General features: G+C 73.4%; 21 protein-coding genes. 15 read left to right on the top strand and 6 right to left on the bottom strand.

The window, feature by feature from the left end:
* Positions 1 to 8 precede the first annotated feature (8 nt).
* The 10 genes from KIT14_19675 to glnE all read left to right on the top strand — a co-directional run bounded on the left by KIT14_19675 (position 9) and on the right by glnE (position 13,624).
* On the top strand, positions 9 to 1,556 hold the full coding sequence (locus KIT14_19675) for a hypothetical protein (protein ID MCW5892738.1): 1,548 nt from the start codon (positions 9 to 11) through the stop codon (positions 1,554 to 1,556).
* Positions 1,557 to 1,754: 198 nt separating this feature from the next.
* Entirely contained in the window at positions 1,755 to 1,997 is a 243-nt protein-coding gene (locus KIT14_19670; GenBank protein MCW5892737.1) for a transposase, read from the top strand.
* A gap of 397 nt (positions 1,998 to 2,394) precedes the next feature.
* The gene (locus KIT14_19665; GenBank protein ID MCW5892736.1) at positions 2,395 to 2,874 is read left to right on the top strand and encodes a hypothetical protein; all 480 of its coding nucleotides are present in this window, start codon (positions 2,395 to 2,397) and stop codon (positions 2,872 to 2,874) included.
* A gap of 46 nt (positions 2,875 to 2,920) precedes the next feature.
* Positions 2,921 to 3,661, top strand: a complete 741-nt coding sequence (locus tag KIT14_19660) for a glycosyltransferase family 2 protein (GenBank protein MCW5892735.1) — start codon at positions 2,921 to 2,923, stop codon at positions 3,659 to 3,661.
* Positions 3,658 to 4,509 (top strand): amidohydrolase, encoded by an 852-nt coding sequence (locus KIT14_19655; GenBank protein ID MCW5892734.1) that lies wholly within the window; start codon positions 3,658 to 3,660, stop codon positions 4,507 to 4,509. Before KIT14_19660 ends, KIT14_19655 begins: the two co-directional genes overlap by 4 nt.
* Before the next feature lie 53 nt (positions 4,510 to 4,562).
* A complete protein-coding gene (gene dprA, locus KIT14_19650) occupies positions 4,563 to 5,687 on the top strand; it encodes a DNA-processing protein DprA (GenBank protein ID MCW5892733.1) in 1,125 nt (374 codons plus the stop codon).
* Positions 5,687 to 8,299, top strand: a complete 2,613-nt coding sequence (gene topA, locus KIT14_19645; GenBank protein ID MCW5892732.1) for a type I DNA topoisomerase — start codon at positions 5,687 to 5,689, stop codon at positions 8,297 to 8,299. The genes dprA and topA overlap by 1 nt, the downstream gene beginning before the upstream one ends.
* Positions 8,296 to 9,636, top strand: a complete 1,341-nt coding sequence (trmFO, locus tag KIT14_19640) for a methylenetetrahydrofolate--tRNA-(uracil(54)-C(5))-methyltransferase (FADH(2)-oxidizing) TrmFO (GenBank protein ID MCW5892731.1) — start codon at positions 8,296 to 8,298, stop codon at positions 9,634 to 9,636. The genes topA and trmFO overlap by 4 nt, the downstream gene beginning before the upstream one ends.
* Positions 9,636 to 10,622 (top strand): hypothetical protein, encoded by a 987-nt coding sequence (locus KIT14_19635; GenBank protein ID MCW5892730.1) that lies wholly within the window; start codon positions 9,636 to 9,638, stop codon positions 10,620 to 10,622. The genes trmFO and KIT14_19635 overlap by 1 nt, the downstream gene beginning before the upstream one ends.
* The gene (gene glnE / locus KIT14_19630; protein ID MCW5892729.1) at positions 10,601 to 13,624 is read left to right on the top strand and encodes a bifunctional [glutamate--ammonia ligase]-adenylyl-L-tyrosine phosphorylase/[glutamate--ammonia-ligase] adenylyltransferase; all 3,024 of its coding nucleotides are present in this window, start codon (positions 10,601 to 10,603) and stop codon (positions 13,622 to 13,624) included. The genes KIT14_19635 and glnE overlap by 22 nt, the downstream gene beginning before the upstream one ends.
* Before the next feature lie 18 nt (positions 13,625 to 13,642).
* Here the strand turns inward: glnE and KIT14_19625 are convergent, their stop codons facing one another.
* Both KIT14_19625 and KIT14_19620 read right to left on the bottom strand, forming a co-directional pair.
* Entirely contained in the window at positions 13,643 to 14,293 is a 651-nt protein-coding gene (locus KIT14_19625; protein ID MCW5892728.1) for a hypothetical protein, read from the bottom strand.
* A gap of 70 nt (positions 14,294 to 14,363) precedes the next feature.
* Positions 14,364 to 16,115, bottom strand: a complete 1,752-nt coding sequence (locus KIT14_19620; protein MCW5892727.1) for a cation:proton antiporter — start codon at positions 16,113 to 16,115, stop codon at positions 14,364 to 14,366.
* Between the two features lie 100 nt (positions 16,116 to 16,215).
* Here KIT14_19620 and KIT14_19615 point away from each other — a divergent pair, with 100 nt between their 5' ends.
* Together KIT14_19615 and KIT14_19610 are read left to right on the top strand one after the other, a co-directional pair.
* Positions 16,216 to 17,127 (top strand): branched-chain amino acid transaminase, encoded by a 912-nt coding sequence (locus tag KIT14_19615; GenBank protein ID MCW5892726.1) that lies wholly within the window; start codon positions 16,216 to 16,218, stop codon positions 17,125 to 17,127.
* 99 nt (positions 17,128 to 17,226) lie between these two features.
* Entirely contained in the window at positions 17,227 to 17,652 is a 426-nt protein-coding gene (locus KIT14_19610; protein ID MCW5892725.1) for a PKD domain-containing protein, read from the top strand.
* 331 nt (positions 17,653 to 17,983) lie between these two features.
* On the opposite strand, the gene KIT14_19605 is transcribed toward KIT14_19610, so the two are convergent.
* Positions 17,984 to 18,634 (bottom strand): hypothetical protein, encoded by a 651-nt coding sequence (locus KIT14_19605; GenBank protein MCW5892724.1) that lies wholly within the window; start codon positions 18,632 to 18,634, stop codon positions 17,984 to 17,986.
* 138 nt (positions 18,635 to 18,772) lie between these two features.
* On the opposite strand from KIT14_19605, the gene KIT14_19600 reads away from it, so the two are divergent.
* A complete protein-coding gene (locus KIT14_19600) occupies positions 18,773 to 19,390 on the top strand; it encodes a hypothetical protein (GenBank protein MCW5892723.1) in 618 nt (205 codons plus the stop codon).
* A gap of 14 nt (positions 19,391 to 19,404) precedes the next feature.
* Here the strand turns inward: KIT14_19600 and KIT14_19595 are convergent, their stop codons facing one another.
* Complete coding sequence (locus KIT14_19595; GenBank protein MCW5892722.1) at positions 19,405 to 19,713, bottom strand: DUF1232 domain-containing protein; 309 nt, start codon at positions 19,711 to 19,713, stop codon at positions 19,405 to 19,407.
* 110 nt (positions 19,714 to 19,823) lie between these two features.
* On the opposite strand from KIT14_19595, the gene KIT14_19590 reads away from it, so the two are divergent.
* Positions 19,824 to 20,306: a MaoC family dehydratase gene (locus tag KIT14_19590; protein MCW5892721.1), complete on the top strand. Its 483-nt coding sequence runs from the start codon at positions 19,824 to 19,826 to the stop codon at positions 20,304 to 20,306.
* An 866-nt stretch (positions 20,307 to 21,172) separates the two neighbouring features.
* Positions 21,173 to 21,553, top strand: a complete 381-nt coding sequence (locus tag KIT14_19585; protein MCW5892720.1) for a hypothetical protein — start codon at positions 21,173 to 21,175, stop codon at positions 21,551 to 21,553.
* 86 nt (positions 21,554 to 21,639) lie between these two features.
* Here KIT14_19585 and KIT14_19580 read toward each other — a convergent pair whose 3' ends face one another.
* A complete protein-coding gene (locus KIT14_19580) occupies positions 21,640 to 22,596 on the bottom strand; it encodes a hypothetical protein (GenBank protein ID MCW5892719.1) in 957 nt (318 codons plus the stop codon).
* Entirely contained in the window at positions 22,593 to 25,061 is a 2,469-nt protein-coding gene (locus tag KIT14_19575; GenBank protein MCW5892718.1) for a GAF domain-containing protein, read from the bottom strand. Before KIT14_19575 ends, KIT14_19580 begins: the two co-directional genes overlap by 4 nt.
* Between the last annotated feature and the right edge of the window lie 105 nt (positions 25,062 to 25,166).

Below are 25,166 nucleotides of genomic sequence, written 5' to 3'. Positions count from 1 at the left end.
GAGATCGCATGCCCCGCGCCGTTTGGCTAGGTGCTATCGGCGCAGCCGTTGCCTCTGGATGTTACTATCGCCACAGCATCGGCGCCTACTTCTGGAACGACGATTTCGTATGGCTGTACCTGCTTCACGATCGGCCGATCCTTGAGGTGCTGCTCACTCCGCTTGGAGGCCACACCTTGGTGGCTCGCAATCTCGTATTTGCGGCGCTTGATCGATTCGCGGGGCTAGACGCCCAGCCATACTTCGCAACCGTTCTGCTAACGCATGCGGTCAATGTCGTCCTGCTAGCGCGGATCATCTGGTTGCTAACCGACAGCGCAGTCATTGCTGCGTTGGGTGCTCTCGCATGGGGGGTGTGCCTGACGGCGAGCGAATCGCTCACCTGGTACTCCGTCTATGCGCAGCTGGCGGCGACCGGCTGCGTACTCTTGGGCATGGGCCGGCTGGCCGCATGTCGAGCCAACTCGGGTGCGCTGCTGCCCGGCGATCTGCTTGTCGTGGGCTTCTGGCTTGTGCTGGGCAATCTGTTCTTCGGCACTGCCATGATCGTTGCGATTACATTGCCTGCGGTCATTGTCCTACTGTTTCCTAACATACTTCGCGGGCCGCATAAGGGCCGCCTCCGTCTTGCTCTGGTGTGTGCAGCCGCGACGCCAGCGTTCGTTCATGTTGTTCTGCATTGGATCGCTTCTTCAGTGTACTCGGTTCCCTCCATCCATGGCGACAGCATTCTTTGGCTTGTGCACGGGGTCCGGGCAGCGGGACTGTCCTTCGTTGAACTGCTCCGTGTCGGGGTGACGTCCCTTTTCGCGGGACCCTGGTGGCACCCGTCAAGCGAGACGTCACCTCTGGGGTGGGTCATCCTGAGCTCGGCTGTCATTCTGTGTTGTGGGTTGCTCAGCAAGGCTAAGGCAGCCACCCGCACGGTATGCGTCGCGTTCGCAGTTCCGGCAGTGGCACTCTATGCGTCAGTCGCTCTCTCCCGTGGGCCCATGCTGGTCGGATTGCTCCATGAGACTCCAGCGCAGGTAGCTGCCACGCTACGGTACCACTACTCGGCGCAGGCATTCATGGCGGTGACCGTATGCGTGGCGCTGTCGACATTGCCCATCAGGTGGCGAGATGCATGCGCGTATCTGGCGATAGTGACCCTCCTGGTCGGTGTCAGCGTCCGCCCCGTCCCCGCGCAACTGCTCGACCTCCATTCCGTCACCCGCAATCGAGTCGAGCGCGCGCTGAGCGGCGTGGGTGATGCGATTCGGGCAGCTCCGCCTGGCGATACCGTAGTGCTCCAGAATCACATGATTCCGCATCTCGGATGGATGCCAAACACGACGATTGCGCTCCCTGGGCTCGCCGCGCTATTCGTGATTGCATTTCCTTCGAACGAGGTCGCTGGTCGTATTGTGCGCTTTGAGGAGCGAAACCAAGTCGTATTCGAAGCATTCACGGCCCGGCCCAGTCGCCTTGCCCGTGTGCTTGTACGCCCAGGTGGCGCAGCTATTGAGTCCGACAGGGATGCTGTGAGGGAGCGCCTGGATGGACCCAAGCGCTAGCCTGCGCTCGGCCGCTGATCGTCGCCCGTCGCAGGGCTAAGCGCTACCGGAACGCAGTCACTCGAATCCGGGACGCGAACAAAGGCGGTACCTCGACTCTCCCCGAAGCCCAGGTCGTGGGCGGGCTCTTGGTCTTCACCCCGCTTCCTGAGCCGCGGCGACTCGCGCAAAGGACTCGGCGCGGTCCCCAACCGGGCGATGAGGGAGCCGCGGCGATGCGGACGAGCAAGTTCACGCCCGAGCAGATGGTGCACATCGTTCGGCAAGGGGGTAGCGGCGTGCCGGTGGCGGAGCCGCCAGCATGGGATCAGCGAGCAGACCTACTACCGCTGGAAGAAGAAGTTCAGCGACCTGGGGACGGCCGAGGTACGAGAGCTGCGCCAGCTGCGCGAGGAGAACCGCAAGCTGAAGCAGGTCGGAGGCGCTGGGAAAAAGTGGTAGCGTCGGTCCGACGGCGGGAGATCGTCGCGGGGGTGCAGGCGGCGTACCGCCTGAGCCAGCGGCGCGCCTGCCGGGCGCTCGAGGTCGCGCGCTTGAGCGTGCAGTACATCGGTCGCCGGCCGCCACACACGGCCCTGCGTCGTCGCCTGCGGGAGATCGCCGAGGTGCGCGTTCGAGACGCCCACGCTGCGTTGCGTCTGGAACGGCCCGTTCCCGAGCCTCGCCGCCTGCGACGGCCTCGTCTACGGGGCGGTCCACTTCCGAGGGACCCGATAGGGCGGCGCCGTGCCCGCGGTGGGCCAGACTGCGCGGGTCGCTCGTACCTCCGACCGAGGCTCTCCATGTATGTAGGGCGACCCCCCTTCACGCGGTACACCACGCAGCGTAGGATTCGCGCGTGATTGGGGTGTCGGCAGCGTCGCGAGCGGTCATCGCCGGAGCGCTGGCGGTGCTGCTCTGGACCGGGGCGGCGGGCGCGACCGAGAGCACCGAGCTGGTCGACATCGACGCCATCTTCGAGCCCGTGGAGCCCTGCCACGACGACTCCCCAGGCTGCTTTCAGCGGCGCATCTTCGGCTACTTCACCATCTTCGTGCTGGCGTTCGGCGGCAGCGTGGTCACGGGCGGCGTGGTCGGTACCTGGATCGCGATGGTCGGGCTGCGGCGCAACCAGCACGTCGGCCGCGTCCCGCGTGCGCGGCGGCCGCCGGTCGTGATCGCCGGGCCGGTGCACGAGGACGGTACCTGGGCGCGCATGGTGGAGGAGGACGGCCAGCGGCGGATGGAGGTCCTCGGGCCCGACGGGTGGAAGTCGGCGGGGCGCGATCCCTCACGGATGATGATGGCGATGCGGCTCGCCGGCTCCGGGCGCAGCTGACGACGGTTGCAAGCGGCGCCCGGCCTCCCTATTGGGCTGGCCGTCCGTGCAGCGCGCCGATCATGCTGTGGCCCTCGCCTCCAGCGAAGCGGTCCCGCGACTTCCGGGTCTGAGCGCCGTCGTCCCGCTGCACGACGAGGTCGAGAACGTCGCTGCGGTGGTCGCCGGTCTGCGGGCCGTCCTGCCGGAGGTCGCGGAGCACTGGGAGGTGGTCCTCGTCGACGACGGCAGCCGCGACGGCACCGGCGCGCTGGTCGACGCGCTGGCCGCGGCGGATGCCGGCGTGCGCGTGGTGCGCCACGCCCGCAACCGCGGCTACGGGGCCGCCATCCGCACCGGCTTCGCCGCCGCCCGCCACGGCTGGCTCTTCCTCATGGACGGCGACGGGCAGTTCGATCCGGGCGAGCTGCCGCGCCTGTGCGCCGCCCACGCCGATGCCGACGCGGTGGTCGGCTGGCGCGAGCGCCGCGCCGATCCATGGGTGCGGCGGGTGAACACCGCGGGGTGGAACCGGCTCGTGCGCACGCTGTTCCGCCTGCCGGTGCGCGATGTCAACTGCGCCTTCAAGCTGCTGCGGCGCGAGGCCCTGGGCGCCGCGGCGACGGTCGCCGACGGCGCCATGATCTCGACCGAGCTGCTCGCGCGCCTGCGGCAACGCGGCGCGCGCATCGTCGAGGTGTCGGTGACGCACCTGCCGCGCCGGGCGGGGCAGGCATCGGGCGCGGCGCCGGCGGTGGTGCTGCGCGCCTTCCTCGAGCTCGCGCGGCTCACGCGGGAGCTGCGATGAGCGACCGGCTGGGCGCGATCGACTGCTGGGTGAACGTCCCGGTCGGGTTCGCCGCCTACCGGCCCGACTTCCTCGTCCGCGTCGCCCGCGACTACTTCAGACGCGAGCGCGAGATCCTCGAGCCCGCGCCGCTGCCCGACCTCCTCACGGCCATGGACGCCGCCGGCATCGAGCGCGCGATCATCTCCATGGACGCGCACGATCCGGCGCCGTTCGACGAGATCGTGAGCGCCTTCCCGGGCAAGTTCGTGTGCGCCGCGGTCATCGACCCGACGACGGGCATGGAGGCGGTGCGGCTGGTCGAGAAGCTCGCGACCCGCCACAGCATGCGGCTCGTGCGGATGATCCCGTTCCTCGTGAACCGGCCGCCGAACGACAAGGCCTACTACCCGGTGTACGCGAAGTGCGTCGAGCTCGGCATCCCGGTCTCCATCAACACCGGCATTCCGGGGCCGCCGATGCCCGCCGAGCCGCAGCGGCCGCTCTACCTGGACGAGGTCTGCCTCTTCTTCCCCGAGCTGACGCTGGTCATGGCCCACGGCGCCGATCCGTGGTGGGGCGAGGCGATCCGACTCCTCCTCAAGTACCCGAACCTCTACATGATGACCTCGGCCTACGCGCCGAAGTACCTGCCGCCGGAGCTGATCCAGTTCATGAACACGCGCGGGCAGGGCAAAGTCATATTCGCCTCGGACCATCCGGTCCTATCCTTCGCGCGCTGCCGGGCCGAGGCCGAGGCGCTGCCGCTGCGTCCCGGGGTGCTCGAGAAGTACCTGCGGGAGAACGCGCTCGGGGTGTTCCGCTGGGATCGATCCGACCCGGGTCGACCTCATGCGAATCTCGTGTGACGATACGCCACAGGTTGCTTCCCCCCGGAGCCTGTATTATCGGCCTCGCTTCCATGAAGGCCGGCACGCTGCGCACGGACGGCGCCGCGGCGTGGCTGGGGCTGGCGCTCCTGCCCGCTCTCGGGCCGCGACAAGCGCTGCGGATGGCGGATCACCTCGGTGGTCCGGCCGCGGTGCTCGGTTCCTCCGACGCCGCTCTGCGCTCCGCGGGCATGCGCGACGCCGCCCGGACGACGTTCCTGGCCGCGCGCGACGGCATCGCCGCCCGCATCCGCGACGAGGTCGAGGCGCTCGAGCGTGCGCAAGCCGTGCTGATCGCCTGGGACGACGCCGCCTATCCCGAGCCCCTGCGCACGCTTCCCGATCCGCCGCTGGTCCTGGCCGTGCGTGGCGACGTCGCCGCCCTCGCGGCTCCGGCCGTCGCCATCGTCGGCGCCCGGCGATGCAGCGACTACGGCCGGCGGGTAGCGGGCGAGCTGGCGCGGGCCCTCGCCGGGGCCGGGCTCGTCGTGGTGAGCGGGCTCGCCGCCGGCATCGACGCCGCGGCGCATCGCGGGGCGCTCGAGGCGGGCGGGCGTACCACCGCCGTGCTCGGCACCGGCATCGATCGCGTCTATCCGGCCTGGCATCGGCCGCTGGCGCGGCAGGTGGCGGGGCAGGGGGCGCTGGTCAGCGAGCTGCCCTGCGGCGCGCCGGCGCTGCCGCATCACTTCCCCCGCCGCAACCGCGTGGTGAGCGGGCTCGCGCTGGGCACCGTCGTCGTCGAGGCGGCCGAGCGCAGCGGCTCGCTCGGAACGGCGCGGCTGGCGCTGGAGCAGGGGCGCGAGGTGTTCGCGGTGCCGGGCCCGGTCGGCGTCGCCGGCCACGTCGGCTGTCATCGCCTGATCCAGGAGGGCGCGCAGCTCGTCACCGGGGCGGCCGACGTGCTCGCCGTGCTCGCGCCGGCCCTGGTGCCGCAGATGCAGGCGGCGCGCGCCGCGGCGGAGGCCGCCGCGCTGGGCGCGGACGAGCGGGCGGCGCTGGCGGCGCTCGAGGGCGGGCCGGCGCACGTCGACGACGTGATCCGGACGACCGGCCTCGGACCGCAGGCGGCGCTCGAGACCCTGCTCGCGCTCGAGCTGCGCGGCCTCGTCGAGCAACGACCCGGGATGCGCTTCGCGCGGAGGTGGGCGGCCTGATGGCGAAGCATCTCGTGATCGTCGAGTCGCCTGCGAAGGCGAAGACGCTGTCGAAGTACCTGGGGCGCGACTACCAGGTGAAGGCCTCGGTCGGTCACGTCGTCGACCTGCCGAAGTCGAAGATCGGCGTCGACATCGAGGACGACTTCGCGCCCGAGTACCACGTCATCCCCGGCAAGACGTCGATCCTCTCCGAGATCAAGTCGGCGGCGAAGGACAAGGAAACGATCTACCTCGCGCCCGACCCGGATCGCGAAGGCGAGGCGATCGCCTGGCACATCGCGAAGAAGCTCGGGCATCCGAAGAAGACCAACATCCGCCGCGTCCTCTTCAACGAGATCACCAAGCGCGCGGTGCTCGAAGCGCTCGAGCATCCGCGCGACATCGACCAGCACCGCTTCGAGGCGCAGCAGGCGCGCCGCGTGCTCGACCGGCTGGTCGGCTATCGGCTTTCGCCGCTGCTCTGGGACAAGGTCCGCCGCGGGCTCTCCGCCGGCCGCGTGCAGTCGGTCGCGGTGCGCGTCATCGTCGAGCGCGAGCGCGAGATCCGCGCCTTCGTCCCCGAGGAGTACTGGACGGTCGAGGCGCGGCTCGAGGCCGACCAGCCGCCGCAGTTCATCGCGCGCCTGACGGAGGTCGACGGGCAGAAGGTCGACAAGGACCTCCAGCTCGACACCAAGGAGCGCGTCGACGGCATCCTCGCCCGCCTCGGCGACGCGCCGTGGACGGTCACCAGGGTCGAGAAGAAGGAGCGCCGCCGGCATCCGACGCCGCCCTTCATCACCTCGCGCCTGCAGCAGGAGGCGTCGCGCAAGCTCGGCTTCTCGCCGTCGCGCACCATGCGCATCGCGCAGCGGCTGTACGAGGGCATCGAGCTCGGCGACGCCGGCTCCGTCGGTCTCATCACCTACATGCGCACGGACTCGACGCGCATCTCGGCGGACGCCATCGCCGCCGCGCGCGACTACATCCCGAAGCGCTACGGGCCGACCTACCTCCCCGAGACGCCGAACTTCTACCGCTCGAAGAAGGACGCGCAGGACGCCCACGAGGCGATCCGCCCCACGTCCATGGAGTGGGAGCCCGACAAGCTCGCCGGCTTCCTCGAGCGCGACGAGCTGGCCGTCTACACGCTCATCTGGAACCGCTTCGTCGCCAGCCAGATGGCGTCGGCGGTGTACGACGCGACCGCCGTCGATCTCGAGGCCGGCCCGTGCCGCTTTCGCGCCAACGGCCAGGTCCTCAAGTTCGACGGCTTCATCCGCGTGTACACCGAGGGCCGCGACGACAGCGGCCCCGACGAGGACGCCGAGGGCCAGCTGCCGCCGCTCACCGAGGGCCAGGCCGTCGCGCTCGTCGAGCTGCTGCCCGAGCAGCACTTCACCCAGCCCCCGCCGCGCTTCTCGCAGGCGACGCTCATCAAGGAGCTGGAGGAGAAGGGCATCGGCCGGCCGTCGACCTACGCCAGCATCATGACGACGATCCTCGACAAGGAGTACGTGGTCGAGGACGACCAGCGGCGGCTCAAGCCCACCGAGCTCGGCATGCTGGTGACCGACCTCCTCGTCGAGTCGTTCCCCGACGTGCTGAACGTCGAGTTCACCGCCGGCATGGAGGACCAGCTCGACCGCATCGAGGAGGGCACCGAGAACTGGGTGCAGGCGATGCGCCGGTTCTGGGATCCGTTCGCGAAGGACCTCGAGCGCGCCAAGGCCGAGATGCGCGACGTGAAGCGCGAGGAGCGTCCGACCGACCTCGCGTGCGAGAAGTGCGGCAAGCCCATGGTCATCAAGTGGGGCCGCCGCGGCGAGTTCCTCGCCTGCAGCGGCTACCCCGAGTGCCGCACGACGACGAACTTCACGCGCGACGAGGACGGCACCATCAAGCCGGTCGAGCCCGAGATCACCGACCGCATGTGCGAGCTGTGCGGCAAGCCGCTCCAGGTGCGCTTCGGCCGCTTCGGCAAGTTCCTCGGCTGCTCCGGCTACCCGGAGTGCAAGGGCATCGAGCCGCTCTTCAAGCCGGTGCCGACCGGCATCACGTGTCTCCAGTGCGGCCAGGGCGAGCTGTTCGAGCGCCGCTCGCGGCGCGGCAACCCGTTCTTCAGCTGCAACCGCTATCCCGACTGCCGCTTCGTCGTCTTCGATCCGCCGGTCGCGCAGCCGTGCCCGCGCTGCGCGGCGCCGTTCACCACCGAGAAGGCGACCAAGCGTCTCGGCACCGTGCGTCGCTGCGCCCGCGAGGGCTGCAACTGGCAGGCGCAGGTGGAGGAGGACGGCTCGCTGACGCCGCTCCCCGACCGCAAGCCGCCGGCGCCGACGCGCCTGCGGCCGGACACGGACGCCGCGGCGCTGCGCCCGAGGGCGAGGGGCGAAGGCCCGCGCGTGGCGGCCCGCGCGGTACGTCGCGGCGGGCGGGCCGCGTCCGGCGACGGGGCGGCCGCCGCGAAGCCGGCGCGCAAGCCGCCGGCGCGCAAGGCACCGGCCCGCAAGAAGGCACCCGCCAAGAAGAAGGTGGCGGGCAAAGCGGCGGGTAAGTCGGTGGGCCGGAAGGCGCCGCGCGCCGGCAGCGCCGCGGCTGCGGAGCCCGGCGAGCCGCAGGTCGAGTCGTGAGCGCGCCGCGCGTCACCATCGTCGGCGGCGGGCTCGCGGGCTGCGAGGCCGCCTGGCAGCTCGCGCACGCGGGCGTCGGCGTCGACCTCTACGAGATGCGTCCGGTGCGCGGCACCGCGGCGCACACGGGCGACCGGCTCGGTGAGCTGGTCTGCTCGAACTCCTTTCGCAACGCCACGCTCGAGACGGCGGTCGGGCTCCTCAAGGAGGAGATGCGGCACCTGGGCTCGCTGGTCATGCAGGTGGCCGACCGCCACCAGGTGCCGGCGGGTGCGTGTCTCGCGGTCGATCGCGGGCGCTTCGCGGAGAGCGTCACCGAGGCGATCGCGGCGTTGCCGTCGGTGCGGCTCGTGCGCGAGGAGGTCACCGCGCTTCCCGACGGCCTCACGATCCTCGCGTCCGGCCCGCTGACGTCGCCCGCGCTGTCCGAGGCGCTGGCGAGCGTGCTCGGCACCAAGCACCTCTACTTCTACGACGCCATCGCGCCGACGATCACCACCGAGTCGATCGACATGTCGGTCGCGTGGAAGGCGTCGCGCTGGGACAAGGGCGGCGAGGACTACGTCAACTGCCCGCTCGATCGCGAGCGCTACTACGCCTTCGTCGAGGCGGTGGCGGCGGCCGAGAAGGTGCCGACGCGCGAGTTCGAGCGCTGCATCTACTTCGAGGGCTGCATGCCCATCGAGGAGATGGTGCGCCGTGGCCCCGACACGCTCGCGTTCGGCCCCATGCGTCCCGTCGGCCTCGACGATCCGCGCACCGGCCGCCGCCCGTTCGCCTGCGTGCAGCTGCGCCAGGACGACGCCGAGGGCCGGCTGTTCAACATGGTGGGCTTCCAGACCAAGATGACCCACCCCGAGCAGCGCCGCATCTTCCGCATGATCCCGGGGCTCGAGAAGGCGGAATTCGTGCGGCTCGGCAGCCTGCACCGCAACACGTACGTCGACTCGCCCTCGCTCCTGCTGCCGACGCTCCAGGTGGTGCAGCGGCGCTCGCTGATGCTCGCCGGACAGATCGTTGGCGTCGAGGGGTACGTCGAGTCCGCGGCGACGGGGCTGCTCGCGGGACTCAACGCCGCGCGCCTCCTGGCCGGCCGCCCGCTCGCCGTACCGCCCGCGAGCACCGCGCTCGGCTCGCTGCTCGCCTACGTGTCGCAGCGCGGGAAGAAGGACTTCCAGCCCATGAACGCCAACTACGGGCTCTTCCCGCCGCTCGCGCGCGGGCTGCGCGGGCGCGAGAAGAAGCTGGCGTTCGCCGACCGCGCGCTGCGCGATCTCGCCGCCTGGCGCGACGAGCAGGGCGTCGCCCCGGCCCCCGGCTCCGCCTCGGTGGCGTGATGCCGGCCGCCGACGGCGGCCTGGTCGCGTCGGTGATCGACGTCGGCAGCAACTCGGTGCTGCTGCTGACGGTCGCGGTGAGCGGCGGCCGCGCGCGCCAGATCGACGCCGCCCTGGCGACGACGCAGCTCGGCACGGGGCTCTCCCCGGGACGGCCCCTCGACCGTGTCGCGGCGGGGCGCACCGGCGAGGCGGTGGTCGCGTTCGCGCGCCGGGCGCGGGCGCTGGGTGCGCGCTTCGTCTGGGCCTTCGCCACCGGCGCCGCGCGCACGGCCGCCGACGGCGCCGCGTTCGTGCAGGCGCTGGCGCTGCGAGCCGGCTGCCCGATCGCACTGCTGAGCGGACGCGACGAGGCGCGCTTCGCCTGGGAGGCGGTGGCCGCGGGCGCCGGCGCCGGCGCGTCGCAGCTGCTCGCCGTCGACGTCGGCGGGGCGACCACCGAGCTGACGCGCGGCGAGGACGGCGCCGTCGTCGCCGCGGTGAGCCTGCCGATCGGCGCGCTCGTGCTGACGGAGCGCCACGTCGGCGACGACCCGCCGTCGGCCGGCGACGTCGCGCGCGTCGCGCGTGCGATCGCCGCCGCGCTGACCGAGGTCGCGCCCCTGCGGGTGGACGCGCCGGCGCCGCGCGTCGTCGCCTCCGGCGGCACGGCGAGCGCGCTCGCGGCGATCGACCTCGACCTCGCGGCGTACGACCCGGCCCGCGTGCACGGCCATGCCATCGGCCGCGACCGTCTGGCGGCGCTCTGCGCGATGCTGTGGGGGATGTCGCTGGCCGAGCGTACGCGGCGGACCGCGCTCGATGCGGGCCGGGCGCGCATCCTGCCCGCCGGTGCGGCGATCCTCGACGCGGTGCTGGCAAGCAGCGGCGCCGCCGCCCTCGTGATCAGCGATCACGGCGTCCGCCACGCGCTCCTGCGTAGCCGGCTCGCGGGCGCAGGCGTGCCGTGCGATCTGGGAGCCCTATGGGAGCCGACGGGGGGCTGACGCGCGAGGCGCTCGCGGCGGCGGGCGTGCCGGAGCCGGCACGGGTGCTCGAGGTCGCGGAGCGGCAGGGCGCCTGGCTGGCCGCGCTGCCGCTGCCGGCGATCGTCGGTGGGCTCGCACGCGCCGCCGACCCGGCCGCCGCGTTGCACGCCGTGGGGCGGCTCGCCGAGCATGCGGCCATCGCCGCCGGCGAGGTCACGGCGCTGCTCGCGGTGTGCGGCGGCAGCCCGGCGATCGCGGCAGGGCTCCTCGCCGAAGGCCCGGCGTGGCCGGCGTTGTTCGCGACCGTCGCGGACGTGCCGTCACGCCTCGCCGACGAGCACGCGACGCTGCTCGCCGATCAGACGCCGGAGCCCGTGTCGCGCCCGGCGCTCCAGAACCGGCTGCGCGTCCACCGCCGGCGCGAGCTGGTGCGCATCGGCGGCCGCGATCTCCTCGGGCTCGGCGTGGTCGACGACACCGTGCGCGAGCTGAGCGCGCTCGCCGACGGCGTCATCGCCGCCGCGGTGGCGAGCACCCGCCGGCGTCTCGCCGCCGAGTGGGGCGGCGATCCCGACGTGCCGTTCGTCGTGCTCGGCATGGGAAAGCTCGGCGGCGGTGAGCTCAACTACAGCTCCGACGTCGACCTCGTGTACGTCTACGAGCGCGACGAGGAGCTGCCGTCCGGCCGCACGGCACGCGAGTTCTTCGTGCGCCTCGCCGAGGAGGTGACCCGCGTCGTCGCCGAGGTGACCGAGGACGGGTTCTGCTTCCGCGTCGATCTGCGGCTGCGCCCGGGCGGCGCCGAGGGGCCGCTCGCGGTGTCCCTGCCGGCGGCGATCTCGTACTACGAGACCTGGGGCCAGACCTGGGAGCGCGCCGTCTGGCTGAAGGGCCGCCCGGTGGGCGGCACCGCGGCGCTGGGCCACGACCTGCTGCGCCAGCTCGACCCGTTCGTGTTCCGGCGCTTCCTCGACTTCGCGACCCTCGACGACCTGAAGGCGATGAAGCGCAAGGTGGACGCCTCGCTGCGCGGCCCCGACGCGCACGCCCGCGACGTGAAGCTCGGCCGCGGCGGCATCCGCAGCGTCGAGTTCTGGGTCCAGGCGCATCAGCTGGTCCACGGCGGCAAGGACGCCCGCCTGCGCGTGCGCGGCACGCTGCCCGCGCTCGAGCGCCTGGCTGCCTGCGGCTATGCCGAGCCCGGGCTCGTGCGGACGCTCGCCGCCGCCTACCGGTTCCTGCGCGACGTCGAGCACAAGCTCCAGATCGTCCATGAGCGCCAGACGCAGCGCCTGCCGACGGACCCCGAGGAGCGCGCGCTGCTGGCGCGCCGCCTGCGGCTCTTCGCTCCCGATCCGGCGGCGGCGTTCCAGGCGGCCTACGTGCAGCACACCGGCGCCGTGGACGAGGCGTTCTCGGCGCTGTTCCACGCCGCCGAGGAGGAGCGGCGTCGCGACGAGCGCCCCGAGCTGGCCGCGCTGCTCGACTTGCTGGAGCAGGCCGATGCCGCACGCTGGCAGCTGGGGCAGCTCGGCTTCCGCGACCCTGCCGCGGCCTACGAAGACCTGCGCCTGCTGCGCGACGGCCCGCCGCACGCGCCGTCGTCGCCGCGTCGCCGGGCCGCGCTCACCGCGCTCGCCCCGCGGCTCCTCGGCGAGATCGCCGCCTCGGCCGATCCCGATCGCGCCCTCCACCTGCTCGCGAGCTTCATCGCCAGCATCGGCGCGCGCACGAGCTACCTGCACCTGCTGCTCGAGAACCCCGGGGTCATGCGGCTGCTCGTGCGTCTGTTCGCGACCAGCGAGTTCCTCTCCCGCTACTTCCTGCGCCATCCCGAGCTGCTCGACAGCCTCGTGCGCGCGGACCTCGTCCGCCTGGTGCGCACGCGTGACGAGCTCGTCGACGAGCTGTTCGAGCGGCTCGCCGCCACCGGCGACGACTTCGAGGCCGAGCTCGACACCCTGCGCCGCTTCCGTCACGAGGAGTTCCTCCGCATCGGCGTGCACGACATCCAGGGCGAGCTCGACGCGCCCGACGTCGGCAGCCAGCTGTCGCTCCTCGCCGACGTGTGCCTGTCGGCCGCGCTCGCGATCGCACGGCGCGACGTCGGGCGGAAGCTCGAGCTGTCGGCACGGGTGCCGACCGAGAACCTCGTCGTGCTGGCCATGGGCAAGCTCGGCGGCGCCGAGCTGGCCTACCACTCCGACCTCGACCTCATCTTCGTCTACGATCCCGGCGACCCCGCGCTGTGGCCGCCGGGCGTCGGCGCGCACGAGGTCTTCACCCGCATCGCGCAGCGCACGATCAGCGTGCTCCAGACGCCGACGCGCGAGGGGATCGTCTACAAGATCGACACGCGTCTGCGTCCGTCCGGCAACAAGGGCACGCTGGTCTCGTCGATCGAGGCGTTCGAGACCTACCATCGCACCGAGGCCGCGCTGTGGGAGCGGCAGGCGCTGGTGAAGGCGCGCGCCGCAACCGGGCCGGCGCCGCTGCGCGTGCACGTCGAGGCGATCATCGCCCGCGTCGTCTACGGTCGCGGGCTGACGCCGGACGAGGCACGCGAGGTGGCGCACATGCGCGAGCGCATCGCCGCCGAACGCGGCGCGGCGGCGGGACGGGTCAACATCAAGACGGACTGGGGCGGGCTGGTCGACGTCGAGTTCCTCGTCCAGATGCTGCAGCTCGCGCACGGCCATGCCGAGCCGCGGCTCCGCGTACGCTCGACCCGTGCCGCGCTCGACGTGCTGGCGGAGACCGGGCTGCTCCCCGCCGCCGACGCGCAGGCCCTCCGTGACGGCTGGGCGTTCCTCCAGCAGCTCGGCGCCCGCCTGCGCATCGAGCGCGATCAGGCGGTCGAAGCGCTCGACGAGCAGCCCGAGGCGCTCCGCGCGCTCGCCCGCCGTCTCGGCTACGATGGCGATGACGCACCGGCGCGACTCCGTGCGGACGTCGCGCGGCACCGCGCCGCGATCCGGGAGACCTGGGCGCGGGCGGTGGCCCGACTCACCGCCGTCTGAGCCGGGGCGCGCCCGGGCTCAGTCTGCCGCGACGCGCGTCATCGGGCCGATCGCCAGGCGCGTCCGGCAGGCTCGCACGAGCAGCGGGGTTCCGATCCAGAGCTCCACGTCCGTCAGGGTCTCGCCCGAGACGATCCCGCTCCAGTGCCGGGAGCTCTGATCGGAGATGCTCGGGGGCGCGATGGTGAAGCGGACGGGATCGGTGTCCCCCAGCACACCCGAGGCGCGGTCCGTGGCAAGCTGCCGGCAGTCCTGCCAGGCGACGACGAGGGACTGTACCGGGGCGACCGGCGGCTCGCAGGGCTCGACGACGATGCCGTCGGGATCGGTGACCGGGTCGGAGCAGACGACCTCGCAGGAGAGGGTCGGCCCCTGCCAGGTCCCGAGGACGTTCGGGACACCCTGGCAGGGATCGGGATCACCCGCGGGGTCCCGCGGGGGCGGGCATTCGCCGAGCCCCACGCGCATGCAACGCCGGATGGTGCGGTGCCGGCATCGCCGCTCGGCCCGCGGGCGCGTGGCAGGGCCGGCGCTGGCGACGCAGGCGGCCGTGGCGCGGTCGCAGGCGGCGCGGCACGCGCTGCGGCTCGCGGCGCGCGGCTTCGCGTCGAGGTCCGGGGTCGCGAGCAGCAGCACGGCGAGCATACCGACGAGCGCGAGCGGCGTCATGCAAATCGTACTACGGCATGCGAGGCACATTCGTCTAGGGCCGGGCACGCGGCGATCCCCGCGCCAGGACTCAGTCGGACTCGCCGTCGGCGCGCGCGTCGAGCAGTGCGATCTGGAGCCGCGCGTGCAGGCGCACCATGCGGTGCCAGAGGAGCCCGGTGAGCAGCGCGCCCAACGCCAGCGTCAGCATGAGCAGCTCGGCGGGCGGCAGGATGCTGCCGCTCGCGGCCGTGATGAGGACGAAGAGCAGGGCCAGGCCGATCACCGGGATGACCTCCGCGACCACGCGGCGCGCGGGCTCGGTGTACTGGCCGGCGCGCGCGGGCGTCACCTGCACTTCGGCGAGGAGGAGGCTCAGGGCCTTCAGCTTGCGATAGGCCGCGACCAGGAAGGGTAGGGACACGAGGAAGGTCGCGCCCCAGAGGCCGGCGTTGCGCACGCGTGCGTCGGGGACCCAGGCCTCGAGCATCTCCACGCGCGGCCCGACGTGCCCGCTCGCGACGAAGAGGGCGAGGACGAGCGCACAGTTGACGGCGACGTGGATCACGATGCGCCGGACGATGCGCGCCAGCGCGGCGCGGTCGCCGCTCGGCTGCAGGCTGCCGAGCCACGCCGTGTAGGTCTCGAAGACGCGCGCGACCGGCGGCGGCATCACGCGCGCCAGGGCGTCGGCCAACGGATCGGCGGCGCGGATGAGGTAGGGCGTCAGCAGCGTCGTCACGGCGGAGACCGCGACCGCGATGGGATAGAGGAAGTGGCTGGTCACGCCGAGGGCGAGGCCCATCGAGGCGATGATGAAGGAGAACTCGCCGATCTGGGCGAGGCCCATGCCGACGCGCAGCGAGGTCCGCCCGTCCTGCCCGGAGACGAAGGCTCCGAGGCCGCAGGACAGGACCTTGCCGGCGACGACGGCGAGCGTGAGGATCGCGATCGGGCCTGCGTAGGTCACCAGCGCGCGCGGATCGAGCAGGATGCCGATCGCGACGAAGAAGATGGCGCTGAACATGTCGCGCACCGGCTCGATCAGCGCCTCGATCGTGTGCCGCTGGCGCGATTCCGCCATGATCGCGCCGATCACGAAGGCCCCGAGCGCGACGCTGTAGCCCATCGAGAGCACCAGCAGGCAGAAGCCGAAGCAGAGGCCGAGCACCGTGACGAGGAGCATCTCCCGGCTCTCGAAGGCCGCCACGTATGCGAGGAGTCGTGGTACGAGCAGAATGCCGACGACGAACGACACCACGAGGAAGAGCACCAGTGCGCCGATCGTCGTCGCCGTCTGGGCGGCGCTGAGGGCGCCGGTGACCGCGAGCCCGGAGAGCAGCGCGATCATGCCGATGGCGAGGATGTCCTCGACGATGAGGATGCCGAAGACGAGCTGCGCGAAGCGCTCCTGCTTCATGCCGAGCTCGTCGAGTGCCTTCACGATGATCGTGGTCGAGGAGATGGCGAGGATGGCACCGAGGAAGAGGGCGTCCATCGGCCCCCAGCCGAAGGCGGTTCCCAACGTCCAGCCGAGCCATGCCATGAGGAGGATCTCGGCGAGTGCCGCGACCACGGCGGTCACGCCGACCCGCGCCAGCTTGCGCAGGCTGAACTCGAGGCCGAGCGAGAAGAGCAAGAAGACCACGCCCAGCTCGGCGAGCGTCTCGATCGTCTTCTCGTCGTGGACCAGGCTGAAGGGCGGGGTGTGCGGCCCGACGATGACGCCCGCGACGATGTAGCCGAGGACGACGGGTTGGCGCAGGCGGTGGAAGACCACCGTCACCACCCCGGCGGTGAACATGATGATGGCCAGATCGCGGATGAGCTCGGCGCCGTGCATTGCCCGGAAGCGATGGTAGCAGCCGCCCGTTCCGACGGCGATCCGAAAGCCGTCTGGCGCGTGGTTGCCTGACCCGGGCGCGGCGGGCTACCTCCTCCCGATGCAGACGACCGATCGTATCTGGCTCGACGGCCGCCTGGTCCCGTGGGCCGAGGCCAACGTGCACGTCCTCACCCACACCCTGCACTACGGGCTCGGCGTCTTCGAGGGCATCCGCTGCTACCGCGGTCGGGGCGGCGTGTCGGCCATCTTCCGGCTGGGCGAGCACGTCGAGCGCCTGTTCGGCTCGGCCCACGTCCTCGACCTGGCGATGCCGTGGAGCCGCGAGGAGGTGGTGGCGGCGTGCATCGAGACGGTGCGCGCGAACCGCATGGAGGAGTGCTACATCCGGCCCCTGGCGTTCATGGGCGACGGGGAGATGGGGCTCTCCGCCCGCCCGCAGACCCGGCTCGCCATCGCGGTCTGGCCCTGGGGCTCGTACCTCGGCGACGAGGGCCTCCGCAACGGCATCCGTCTCAAGACCAGCTCCTTCCAGCGCTTCCACCCGAACACGATGATGACCAAGGCCAAGGCCGTCGGGCACTACGTCAACTCGATCCTCGCGGCGCGCGAGGCGCGCGGGGCGGGATACGACGAGGCGCTCCTGCTCGACGTCGACGGCTACGTCTCCGAGGCGAGCGGCGAGAACATCTTCGTCGTGCGCGACGGCGTCGTGCGGACGACGGCGCTCCCCACCGTGCTCTCCGGGATCACCCGCGACGCGGTGCTGACGATGTGCGCCGACCTCGGCATCCCCAGCCGCGAGGAGCGGTTCACGCGCGACGAGGTGTATCTCGCCGACGAGGCCTTCTTCACCGGAACGGCGGCGGAGGTCACACCCATCCGGGAGCTCGACGACCGCCGCGTCGGGGCAGGGAAGCCGGGCGAGATCACGACCCGCATCCAGCAGCTGTTCTTCGCCGCCGTGCGCGGCGAGGAGCGTCGCTACGCCCACTGGCTGACCCCCGTCTGAGCCTGCGGCGGGGAGCGGACCAGCTTGCGGTCCCCGGGGACCCTGGGTTAGCTAGCGCGCGCGGACCGGCGGTCAGGCCGGCTGCCTCGAGGAGGAGGGATGATGCGAACGAAGCGCTGGCTCGCGTGCCTGGCGGTGGCACCGCTGATCCTCGCCGGATGCGGCGGAAGCAGCGAGCCCCCTGCGACCACCACGACGACCGCGCCGGCCGCGACCGCGCCCACGGCGGCCGCAGGGGACGAGGAAGAGTACGAGCTCGACGTCATCGCCGAGGCCGAGCCCGACGAGGGCGCCCCGCCGCTCAAGGTGCAGTTCACCGCTTCGGTCGAAGAGGACGAGGGCGGGCCGTGGAAGTTCCTGTGGGACTTCGGCGACGGCAAGACGAGCACCGAGCAGAACCCCGTCCACACCTACGACAAGATCGGCGAGTACACGGCGACCCTGACGGTCACCGACTCCCGCAACTACAAGGGCAACGACGAGATCGACGTCTTCGTCGAGACCGAAGAGGACGCCGCCGAGTAGGCGAGCGGTGGAGGCGCGCTGCGGCTCACTCGCAGCGCGCCTCCACCTCCTGCTCCGCCCACTCGAGCGCGGTCAGCGCCGGCCCGAGCGGCGCCGCGGTGTCGCGGCAGCGATAGCCGCCGGCCCGCAGGCAGCTCCCGAGTGCGGCGGTCCGCGCCTCGAGGGCGGCCGCGGCCTCGCGCCACTTCGCGCGCGCTTCCTCGCAGGGGTCGGCCCGCGGCCACAGCCGCGTCGGCTCCTCGGCGGCGGGCTCGTCGAGATCCTTCGCCCTCGGGGCGGGTGCCGGCGGAACGGTGACCGGCGGCGTCGCCGGCGCGGCCGGCGGGCAGCGTCACCGGCGGGGTGCGGCGGGGGCGGCGGTGGTGGGCGCCGGCGCGGGGATGGGCGCCGCTGCGGCGGCCGCCGGCGCGGCGCGGCGCCGTGGCGGGCGGCGGGGCGGGGGCGGACATGCCCGCCGCGGCGGCCGGCGGCGCGCGGGCGCGGAATCCGGCGCGGGCGGCGGCGCGGCCTGGACGGCCGGCGCCGGTATCGGCGACAGGGTCGTCGTGAGCGCGGCCGGCGGCGGCGTGGTCGTCGTCGTGTCGGTCGAGATCGGCGCGGCGACGCCGGTGGCGACGTCGACGACCTGGATGACGTCGGGATCGCGCACGATGATCTCGGGACGGCGCTTGAAGACGTCGATGCGCCCGGTGATGCGCACGCGTTTCCCCTCGTACAGACGATCGGGGCGTCGCGGCAGGTCCGAGATCATCGGGATGACGATCACCACGCGAAAGCCCTTCGGGTCGTCGGGCGCGAATTCGAGCACGCAGCCGATCGTCTCCATGCGCGCCGCGACCACGTCGCCCTCGACGACGACGGTTTCGCCGTCGTGGTCGGCGGCCTGCTCCCAGGAGATGGTCTCCCAGCCGGCCGCCGGGAGTGCGACCGCGAGCACGAGCCCGATCACCGTGAGGGCTCGCAGCGGCAAGCGGAGGCGCATGGGCGCCACGCTCTAGCGGGCGCGTGCCGGCCGGCGCAAGCTCGGCCGCGACGTCGGTGGCGGTCGAGATGCCCCGCCCGTCACGGCGGCACGTGCGCGCTTGACGCTCCGGCGGTCGACTCGTAGCAGAGGCGCCCGATGCGAGGGGGATGGGCGCTCGTGCTGACGCTGGCCGCGGTCGCGCCGGCGCTCGCGGCCGGCCGGCCGGAGGGGACGCCGGCGTCGCGGGACGCCATGGCGGCATGTGCTCGCGCGCGCGCCGCTCCCGCGGCCGAGCAGGAGCGTCTCTTCACCGACGCGTTGGCGGCGGCGGAGCGCGCCGTCGCCGCCGCCGCCGACGACGCGCTCGCCCACTTCGCGGTGTTCTGCGCGCTCGGCGGCAGGATGGAGCGCCAGGGCATCTCGCTCGCGGCGCTGACGAGCCTGCGCCGCCTGCGTCAGGCCGTCGATCGCACGCTCGCGCTCGCGCCGGACTATGCGGCCGCGCTTGCCGGTAAGGGCTCGCTGCTGTGCGAGACGCCGCGCCTGCTCGGCGGCGACTGCGCCGAGGGCGAGGCGCTGCTGCGGCGGGCGATCCGCCTCGATCCGGGCTGGGTGCGACCGCGTCTGACGCTCGCCGAGGCGCTGCTCGCGCGCGGCGCACGCGCCGAGGCCGCGAGCGTGGCCCGCGCGGCGGTCGCCGTAGCGGAGCGGGACGGTGACGCCGCGGACACCGCCGAGGCGAAGGCGCTGGTCGCCAGGATCGGGACGCCCTGAGACGCCGGGCGCTGTCAGCCCGCGGCGTCGCCGTCGATCGCGCGCAGGTGCTCGGCGACGACGTCGGGCGGACACTGGTGCACGAACCACCAGCCGGCGGCGACCAGCAGCCCGAGGTCGTCGAGCTGTCCCGGGCCGACGAGGATGTCGGGCACGAGGTCGAAGGGCAGGATCAGATAGAGGAGCGCGGCGAGCAGCACCATCTTCGACCAGGGCGTGACGCGGCGCTCGCCGAGGAGGCGCCAGCAGAGACGCACCTGGCGCGGCAGCTGGAGCAGGAGGCGCATCGACACGGGGCGCATCGGGCGGCTCGCCGCGGGCATGGCTCGAAGGTAGCACGCGCCGTTCGTCGTGCCAGCCCGCGGTCCGTTCGGCTTGAGGCCGCCGGCGCTCCTGGGCTACAGGGTCGGCCTTTCCCGCAAGGAGGAAGCCCGTGGAAGATATCCGCTTCGACGACATTCCCGCCCTACAGGCGAAGATCAGCGACACGTTCGGGGACTGGAGCGATCCGCTCGAGGTCACCCAGGAGAAGATCAACCAGTTCGCCGACCTGACGGGCGACCACCAGTGGATCCACGTCGACGTCGAGCGGGCGAAGACGCAGAGCCCGTTCGGCGGCACGATCGCGCACGGCTTCCTCACGCTGAGCCTGCTGCCGGCGCTGCGCAGCAAGCAGACGTGGAAGATCGTCGGCTACGGCAACGCCACGAACTACGGCGCCAACAAGCTGCGCTTCGTGTCGCCCGTCCCGGCCGGCTCGAAGCTGCACGCGCATGCGCGGCTGGTCGGCGCGGAGGCGCACCCGAAGGGCACCCAGGTGACCCAGGAGATCAACGTGCACGTGGTCGGCAACGAGCGGCCGGCGCTGATCTACGAGATGGTCGTGCTGTACCATCCGTCCATGAAGCGGGGTTGACGCCGTCCGCGGTCGGGCCGCTCCGTGCGGACCCGGCCGCGGCGCGCACCGCGCGCTCATGGTCCTCCCGATCGGCGACGCGCCGAACCCGCGCAGCACGCCCGTCGTCACCTGGGCGCTGATCGCGGTGAACGTCGCCGTCTACGTGCTGGTGACGATGCCGCTCTCGGCGCGGCCCGTCGATCCCGGCGACCCCGCGCTGCACGAGTACCTGCGGGTGATGGTGGAGGCGACGCGCGGGCAGGTGGCGCCGGCGCGCCTTCTGCACGAGGCGACGGCGTACGACCTCTTCGTCTTCACGCACGGCTTCCGGCCGGTCGCGCCGTCGGCGGTCGACCTCGTCGTCTCGATGTTCCTGCACGGGGGCTTCCTGCACCTCGCGGGGAACATGCTGTTCCTGTGGATCTACGGCGACAACGTCGAGCATCGGCTCGGCGCCCCGGCCTATCTCGTCGCCTACCTCGCGACCGGGGTGGCGGCGACCGCCTTCCACGCCGTCGGCGAGCGCGGCTCCGCCATTCCGATGGTGGGCGCGTCGGGCGCCATCTCGGGCGTGCTCGGCTTCTACTTCGCCTGGTTTCCGCGCAACCAGGTGCGCCTGCTGTGGCTGCTGCCGCCGTTCGTGATGCAGGTCTTCGAGGTGCCGGCGCGGCTCGTCCTCGGCATCTACCTGGTGCTCGAGAACCTGCTGCCCTACCTGGTCCGCGACGCCGGCGGCGCGGGCATCGCGCACGGCGCGCACATCGGCGGCTTCGTCGCCGGGCTCGCCGCCGCCTGGGTGCTCGATCGCCGCAGGCTCGGCGAGCGCCCGCCCGAGTACGCCCCGCTGCACGAGCCGGCCGGGCCGGCGCGGACCCGTCTCGACGATGCGCTCGCGGCGGCGGCCGAGGCGGCGGCGCCACTGGTTCTGGCGCGGCCGCTCGCCCGCCCGGCGCGGCGCCCTCGGTGCCGCCGACTCGCTCGCCCTCGCCGGCTGGCTCGCCGAGCACGGCCACGGCGAGGGCGCGCTCGTCGTCGCGCGCAACCACCTGCGGGACCATCCCCGCGGCCCCGGCGCGGCGGAGGCGCAGCTGCTCGCGGGCGAGATCCTCCTGGCTCGCGGCGAGTGGGCGTCGGCATATCAGTACCTGCGGGCCGTGCTCGACGCCGATCCGCACGGCTGCGTCGGCGCGCAGGCGCGCGGGGCGCTCGCGCGCCTCGAGGCGGCGCAGCAGCCGCGCATCGGCCACCTGCACACCCGGCGGTAGCCGAGTGTCCCGCGTGCGAAGCGCGTCACCATATCTCGGGCGGCGCGATCCCACCCGATCTTCGGCAACGAGCTTCGGACTCGGGACTAGCGCAGGGCGCGGACGGTGCGCTTCTTCTCGGGCGCGGTGCTCTTCGCGCTGAGCACGGCCTGGAGGTAACGGTCCCGGGGCTGCTGGCGCTCGGCGAGCGCCGGATCGCCGACCAGGGCGGCGAGGCGCGGAGCGGGGTCGTCGGCCCCGACGACGAGCAGCGTCGCGGGGACCGTCGCCATCGCCGCGAGCCGCGCGACGATGCCGTAGCCGTCGCGGCCGGGCAGGTCGAGATCGACGACGACGACCTGCGGGCGCACCATGCCGAGGAGATCGTCGGCCTGCTTCGCGTTCCAGGCCATGGAGACGGACATGCCCTGCCGGGCGAGGGCCTGGCGGGCGCTGATCAGGGCATCGACGTCGGCGCCGACCATGACGACGCGCGTGCCCTGACCGCCGTGGTTGCCGAGCGAGGCGATGACCGCGTCGGGGTCGAGCGGGCGGCTGCCCAGCTCGATCGCGGCGAGCGGCAGGACGGCGCGCGCCGCCGGCGCCGCGAGATAGCCGTGGAGTCGGCCGGGGTAGCCGGCGGCACGCAGCCGCAGCAGCTGATCGACGACGCCGGGGCGTGCGAGGTTGGCGATCACGCGCGCGGGCGAGAGGACGAGCGTCTCGGCGACCGTGTCGGGCGCAGGACAGCGCAGGCACAGCTCACGATCCTCGCCCGGCGCGATCCCGTCCCAGGCGGCGAGATCGTCGTCGAGGACGACGGTGCGGGTGGCGACCTCGGGGCCGGGCGGCGGCAGGGTGCCGCCTGCGCCGGCCGGCGCTTCGACGGGAGCGTCCGCGCCGGCCGCCGGCGGTGCCTCGTCCTGGAGGGCGGGAGCCGGAGCCATCTCGCCGGCGGCGAGCGGGTCGACGACGAGCGCGTCGGGCTCGTCCGAGCCGGCCGCGGCGACGGGAGTCTCGGGCGGCGGGGGAACGGCGTCGGCGGGCGTCTCCCGCCAGATCACCCAAGTGGCTCGTCCGTCGGCGGCGCGACGATGCGCCGAGCGGCGCCGCGACCCGCATCGCCCGTGGGCAGGGTGCCGGTGCGCGCCGCCGTCAGCTCCGCCGCCAGGCGGGCGCGCTCGGCGTGCAGCGTCGCGGCGGCCTCGTCACGCGTGGCACGCAGCGTCGCCTCGAGCTCGGCACGCGCGGTGGCGTGGACGTCGCGCTCCGCGGTGAGCGTGGCCGTGGCGGCGCGCAGCTCGTCGCGCTCGCCGGCCAGCGCGTCGACACGAGCGAGGAGATCGTCGTGCGCGGCCTTCAGGGCGTCGCGCTCGCTGCGCAGCGGCGCGAGCTCTGCGTGGGCGGCATCGAGCTCGCTGCGTGCGGCCGCCTGGGCGGCCTCGACCGCGGCCCGCAGCGCGGCGTCCGCTTCCTCGGCCGCGCGGGCCTGCGCCGCGGTCAGCTCTTCGGTGCGCGCTACGAGGGCGTCGCGCTCGGCGGCGAGCGTGCCGAGCTGCTCCGCGGCGGCGGCTGCTGCCGCGTCGCGCTCCGCGAGCATGGTCGCGTGCTCCGTGCGCAGCCCGTCGAGCGCGACGGCGTGCTCGCTCTCGAGCCCTGCGAGGGCGGCGTCGTGGTCCCGACGCAGGCTCGCGAGCGTGCCCTCGTGCTCACCGCGCAGACCCGCGAGCGCGCGCTCGTGCTCGCCGCGCAGCGACTCGACGGCGGTGGTCTGCGCCGTCAGGGCGGCGTCGAGCGCCGCCCGCGCTTCGGCTGCCGCCGCCCGCTGTGGCCGGCAATAATGGCGCTCGCGCGCTCCGCCTCGGCGCGCAGGCGGTCGGCGCGTCGGCCTGGAGCGACTGGCGGCGCCGCGGGTGGCATCGAGCTCCGCGCGCAGCACTTGTGCTCCTCGGCCGCGCGGCGGCGGCGCGCAGCGCGTCGGCGTCGGCGAGTGGCCTGACCGCGCTCGGCGCGGTGCGCCGGTGAGCCGCGCCGAGATCATCGACCCGCATGCGGGCGGTGCCGGCCTCGGCGAGCGCGCGCGTCGCCTGGGCCCGTGCTCGGCTTGCGCGGCGCGGGCCGCGTCGGCGGCCAGCGCGCGCCGGTCGCGGCCCCGCGCCCAGGCGCTCGGACCTCGGCGCTCAGCGTGGCGAGCTGCGCGCGGGCCTGGGCGAGGTCGGCGCGCGCCGTGTCGGCGTCGCCGGCGGCCTCCGGCCTGGCGCAGGCTGTCGCGCTCGGCGACGAGGGCGTCGCGCTCGCGCTGCAGCGCGGCCGTCTCCGACGCAGCGGCTTCGGCGCGGGCGGTGGCGGCAGCGAGGGCCTCGTCCTGCGGCCCGCGTGCGGCGCTCGCCGCATCGAGCCGGCCCTCGAGGTCCGTGATCGTGCGCTCGAGGCGACCGCGCTCCTCGCGGGCCTCGCGCTCGGAGGTCTGGAGACGCTGGATCTCGGAGCGGGCGCGCGTGGCCTCGACGCGCGCCGCCTCGGCTTCGACCGCGGCGGTCGCCCGCGCCGTCTCGGCGAGCTGGGCGGCCTCGAGAGCCCGCCGCAGATCCTCGGCCCCTTCGCGCGGCGACGTGCCGGTCTGGCGGGCGCCGGCGCTCTCGGCGTCGAGCAGCCGCGTCATGAGCCGGGTCACGTCGGCGGCCCGCTCGGCGGCGGCCTTCTCGAGCGCGGCGGCGAGCCGGACGCGGTCGCGTGCTCGGCCTCCTCGAGCCGCGCGGCGAGCGCGGCCGGCTCGCCGCCGCGCTCGGCCTCCGCCTTCGAGCGCGGTGGCGGCGCCGGGCAGGGCGCGTGGCGCCGCGGCGCGCCGCGTGTCGCGGCTCAGCTCGGGCGACAGGGTGGCGCGCTGCGGACGGCGGGCACCTGGGGGCAGCGGCGGCGGGGCGGGAGCGGATGCCGGGGCCGGTTCGCTCCGCTCGGCGCCGGCGCCGCCGGGGACGCGCTTGCGGACCGACTCGATGATCGTGATCAGCTCGCGCAGCGCGGGGTCGAGGACCCGGATCTCGCGTTCGCCGAACGACTGCGGCGTCATCGCCACCAGGACGAGGCTCGCGAGCGCGGTGGAGCCGGTGTAGAGCGGGATGCACGCGAGCGTCCGCACCGAAGACGCGGGCTCGACGAGGGGCGGCACGTAGCGGTTCCGCGCCGCGCTCTCGATCAGGTACGCGCGCCGGTTGAGCAGGCTGTGGAGCGGCATGTCCCAGGTGCCGACGCCGCCGCGCCGCACGCTGCGCAGCTGCCGGCAGCCCTCGTCGGACAGGCCCACCTCGGCCGCCAGCCGCAGCAGCTCCTGGCGCTGGTCGAAGAGACAGATGGCGCCCGCGGTGGCGCCGACCGCTTCGAGCAGGATGCGCAGGGCCGGCTCGATCGCGTCCTCGGGCGCGTGCGCGTCCCGGGCGATGGCACGCAGCTCGTCCGCGGCCTTCTCCCCGAGCGGATTCTTCGGGGGCGTACGCGGTGGGGGCCCGCTCCGGGCGCGCGAGTCGGGCATGGCGGCCATCCGGAGTACATTGCAACCCATGTGCCGCCACCCCATACCAAGCGGCAAACGCTCCAGCGCGCCGCAGACGACGAAAACGGGACGCCGCGGTACGGT

The sequence above is a fragment of the bacterium genome (assembly GCA_026129405.1).
In the GTDB taxonomy this organism is placed as follows: Bacteria; Desulfobacterota; Binatia; order DP-6; family DP-6; genus JAHCID01.
Note: the sequence above shows the minus strand (reverse complement) of the source record. Positions and strands in the feature narration are given on the sequence as shown.

Excerpts from the sequence above, each read along its gene's own strand:
- KIT14_19600 (MCW5892723.1), top strand. The coding sequence starts at position 18,773 with ATGCGAGGGGGATGGGCGCTCGTGCTGACGCTGGCCGCGGTCGCGCCG.
- KIT14_19635 (MCW5892730.1), top strand. The coding sequence starts at position 9,636 with ATGCCGGCCGCCGACGGCGGCCTGGTCGCGTCGGTGATCGACGTCGGC.
- KIT14_19605 (MCW5892724.1), bottom strand. The coding sequence starts at position 18,634 with ATGCGCCTCCGCTTGCCGCTGCGAGCCCTCACGGTGATCGGGCTCGTG.
- KIT14_19595 (MCW5892722.1), bottom strand. The coding sequence starts at position 19,713 with ATGCCCGCGGCGAGCCGCCCGATGCGCCCCGTGTCGATGCGCCTCCTG.
- KIT14_19670 (MCW5892737.1), top strand. The coding sequence starts at position 1,755 with ATGAGGGAGCCGCGGCGATGCGGACGAGCAAGTTCACGCCCGAGCAGA.
- KIT14_19655 (MCW5892734.1), top strand. The coding sequence starts at position 3,658 with ATGAGCGACCGGCTGGGCGCGATCGACTGCTGGGTGAACGTCCCGGTC.
- KIT14_19615 (MCW5892726.1), top strand. The coding sequence starts at position 16,216 with ATGCAGACGACCGATCGTATCTGGCTCGACGGCCGCCTGGTCCCGTGG.
- KIT14_19675 (MCW5892738.1), top strand. The coding sequence starts at position 9 with ATGCCCCGCGCCGTTTGGCTAGGTGCTATCGGCGCAGCCGTTGCCTCT.
- topA (MCW5892732.1), top strand. The coding sequence starts at position 5,687 with ATGGCGAAGCATCTCGTGATCGTCGAGTCGCCTGCGAAGGCGAAGACG.
- glnE (MCW5892729.1), top strand. The coding sequence starts at position 10,601 with ATGGGAGCCGACGGGGGGCTGACGCGCGAGGCGCTCGCGGCGGCGGGC.
- KIT14_19575 (MCW5892718.1), bottom strand. The coding sequence starts at position 25,061 with ATGCCCGACTCGCGCGCCCGGAGCGGGCCCCCACCGCGTACGCCCCCG.
- KIT14_19625 (MCW5892728.1), bottom strand. The coding sequence starts at position 14,293 with ATGACGCCGCTCGCGCTCGTCGGTATGCTCGCCGTGCTGCTGCTCGCG.
- KIT14_19620 (MCW5892727.1), bottom strand. The coding sequence starts at position 16,115 with ATGCACGGCGCCGAGCTCATCCGCGATCTGGCCATCATCATGTTCACC.
- KIT14_19610 (MCW5892725.1), top strand. The coding sequence starts at position 17,227 with ATGATGCGAACGAAGCGCTGGCTCGCGTGCCTGGCGGTGGCACCGCTG.
- dprA (MCW5892733.1), top strand. The coding sequence starts at position 4,563 with ATGAAGGCCGGCACGCTGCGCACGGACGGCGCCGCGGCGTGGCTGGGG.
- KIT14_19585 (MCW5892720.1), top strand. The coding sequence starts at position 21,173 with ATGCGCTCGCGGCGGCGGCCGAGGCGGCGGCGCCACTGGTTCTGGCGC.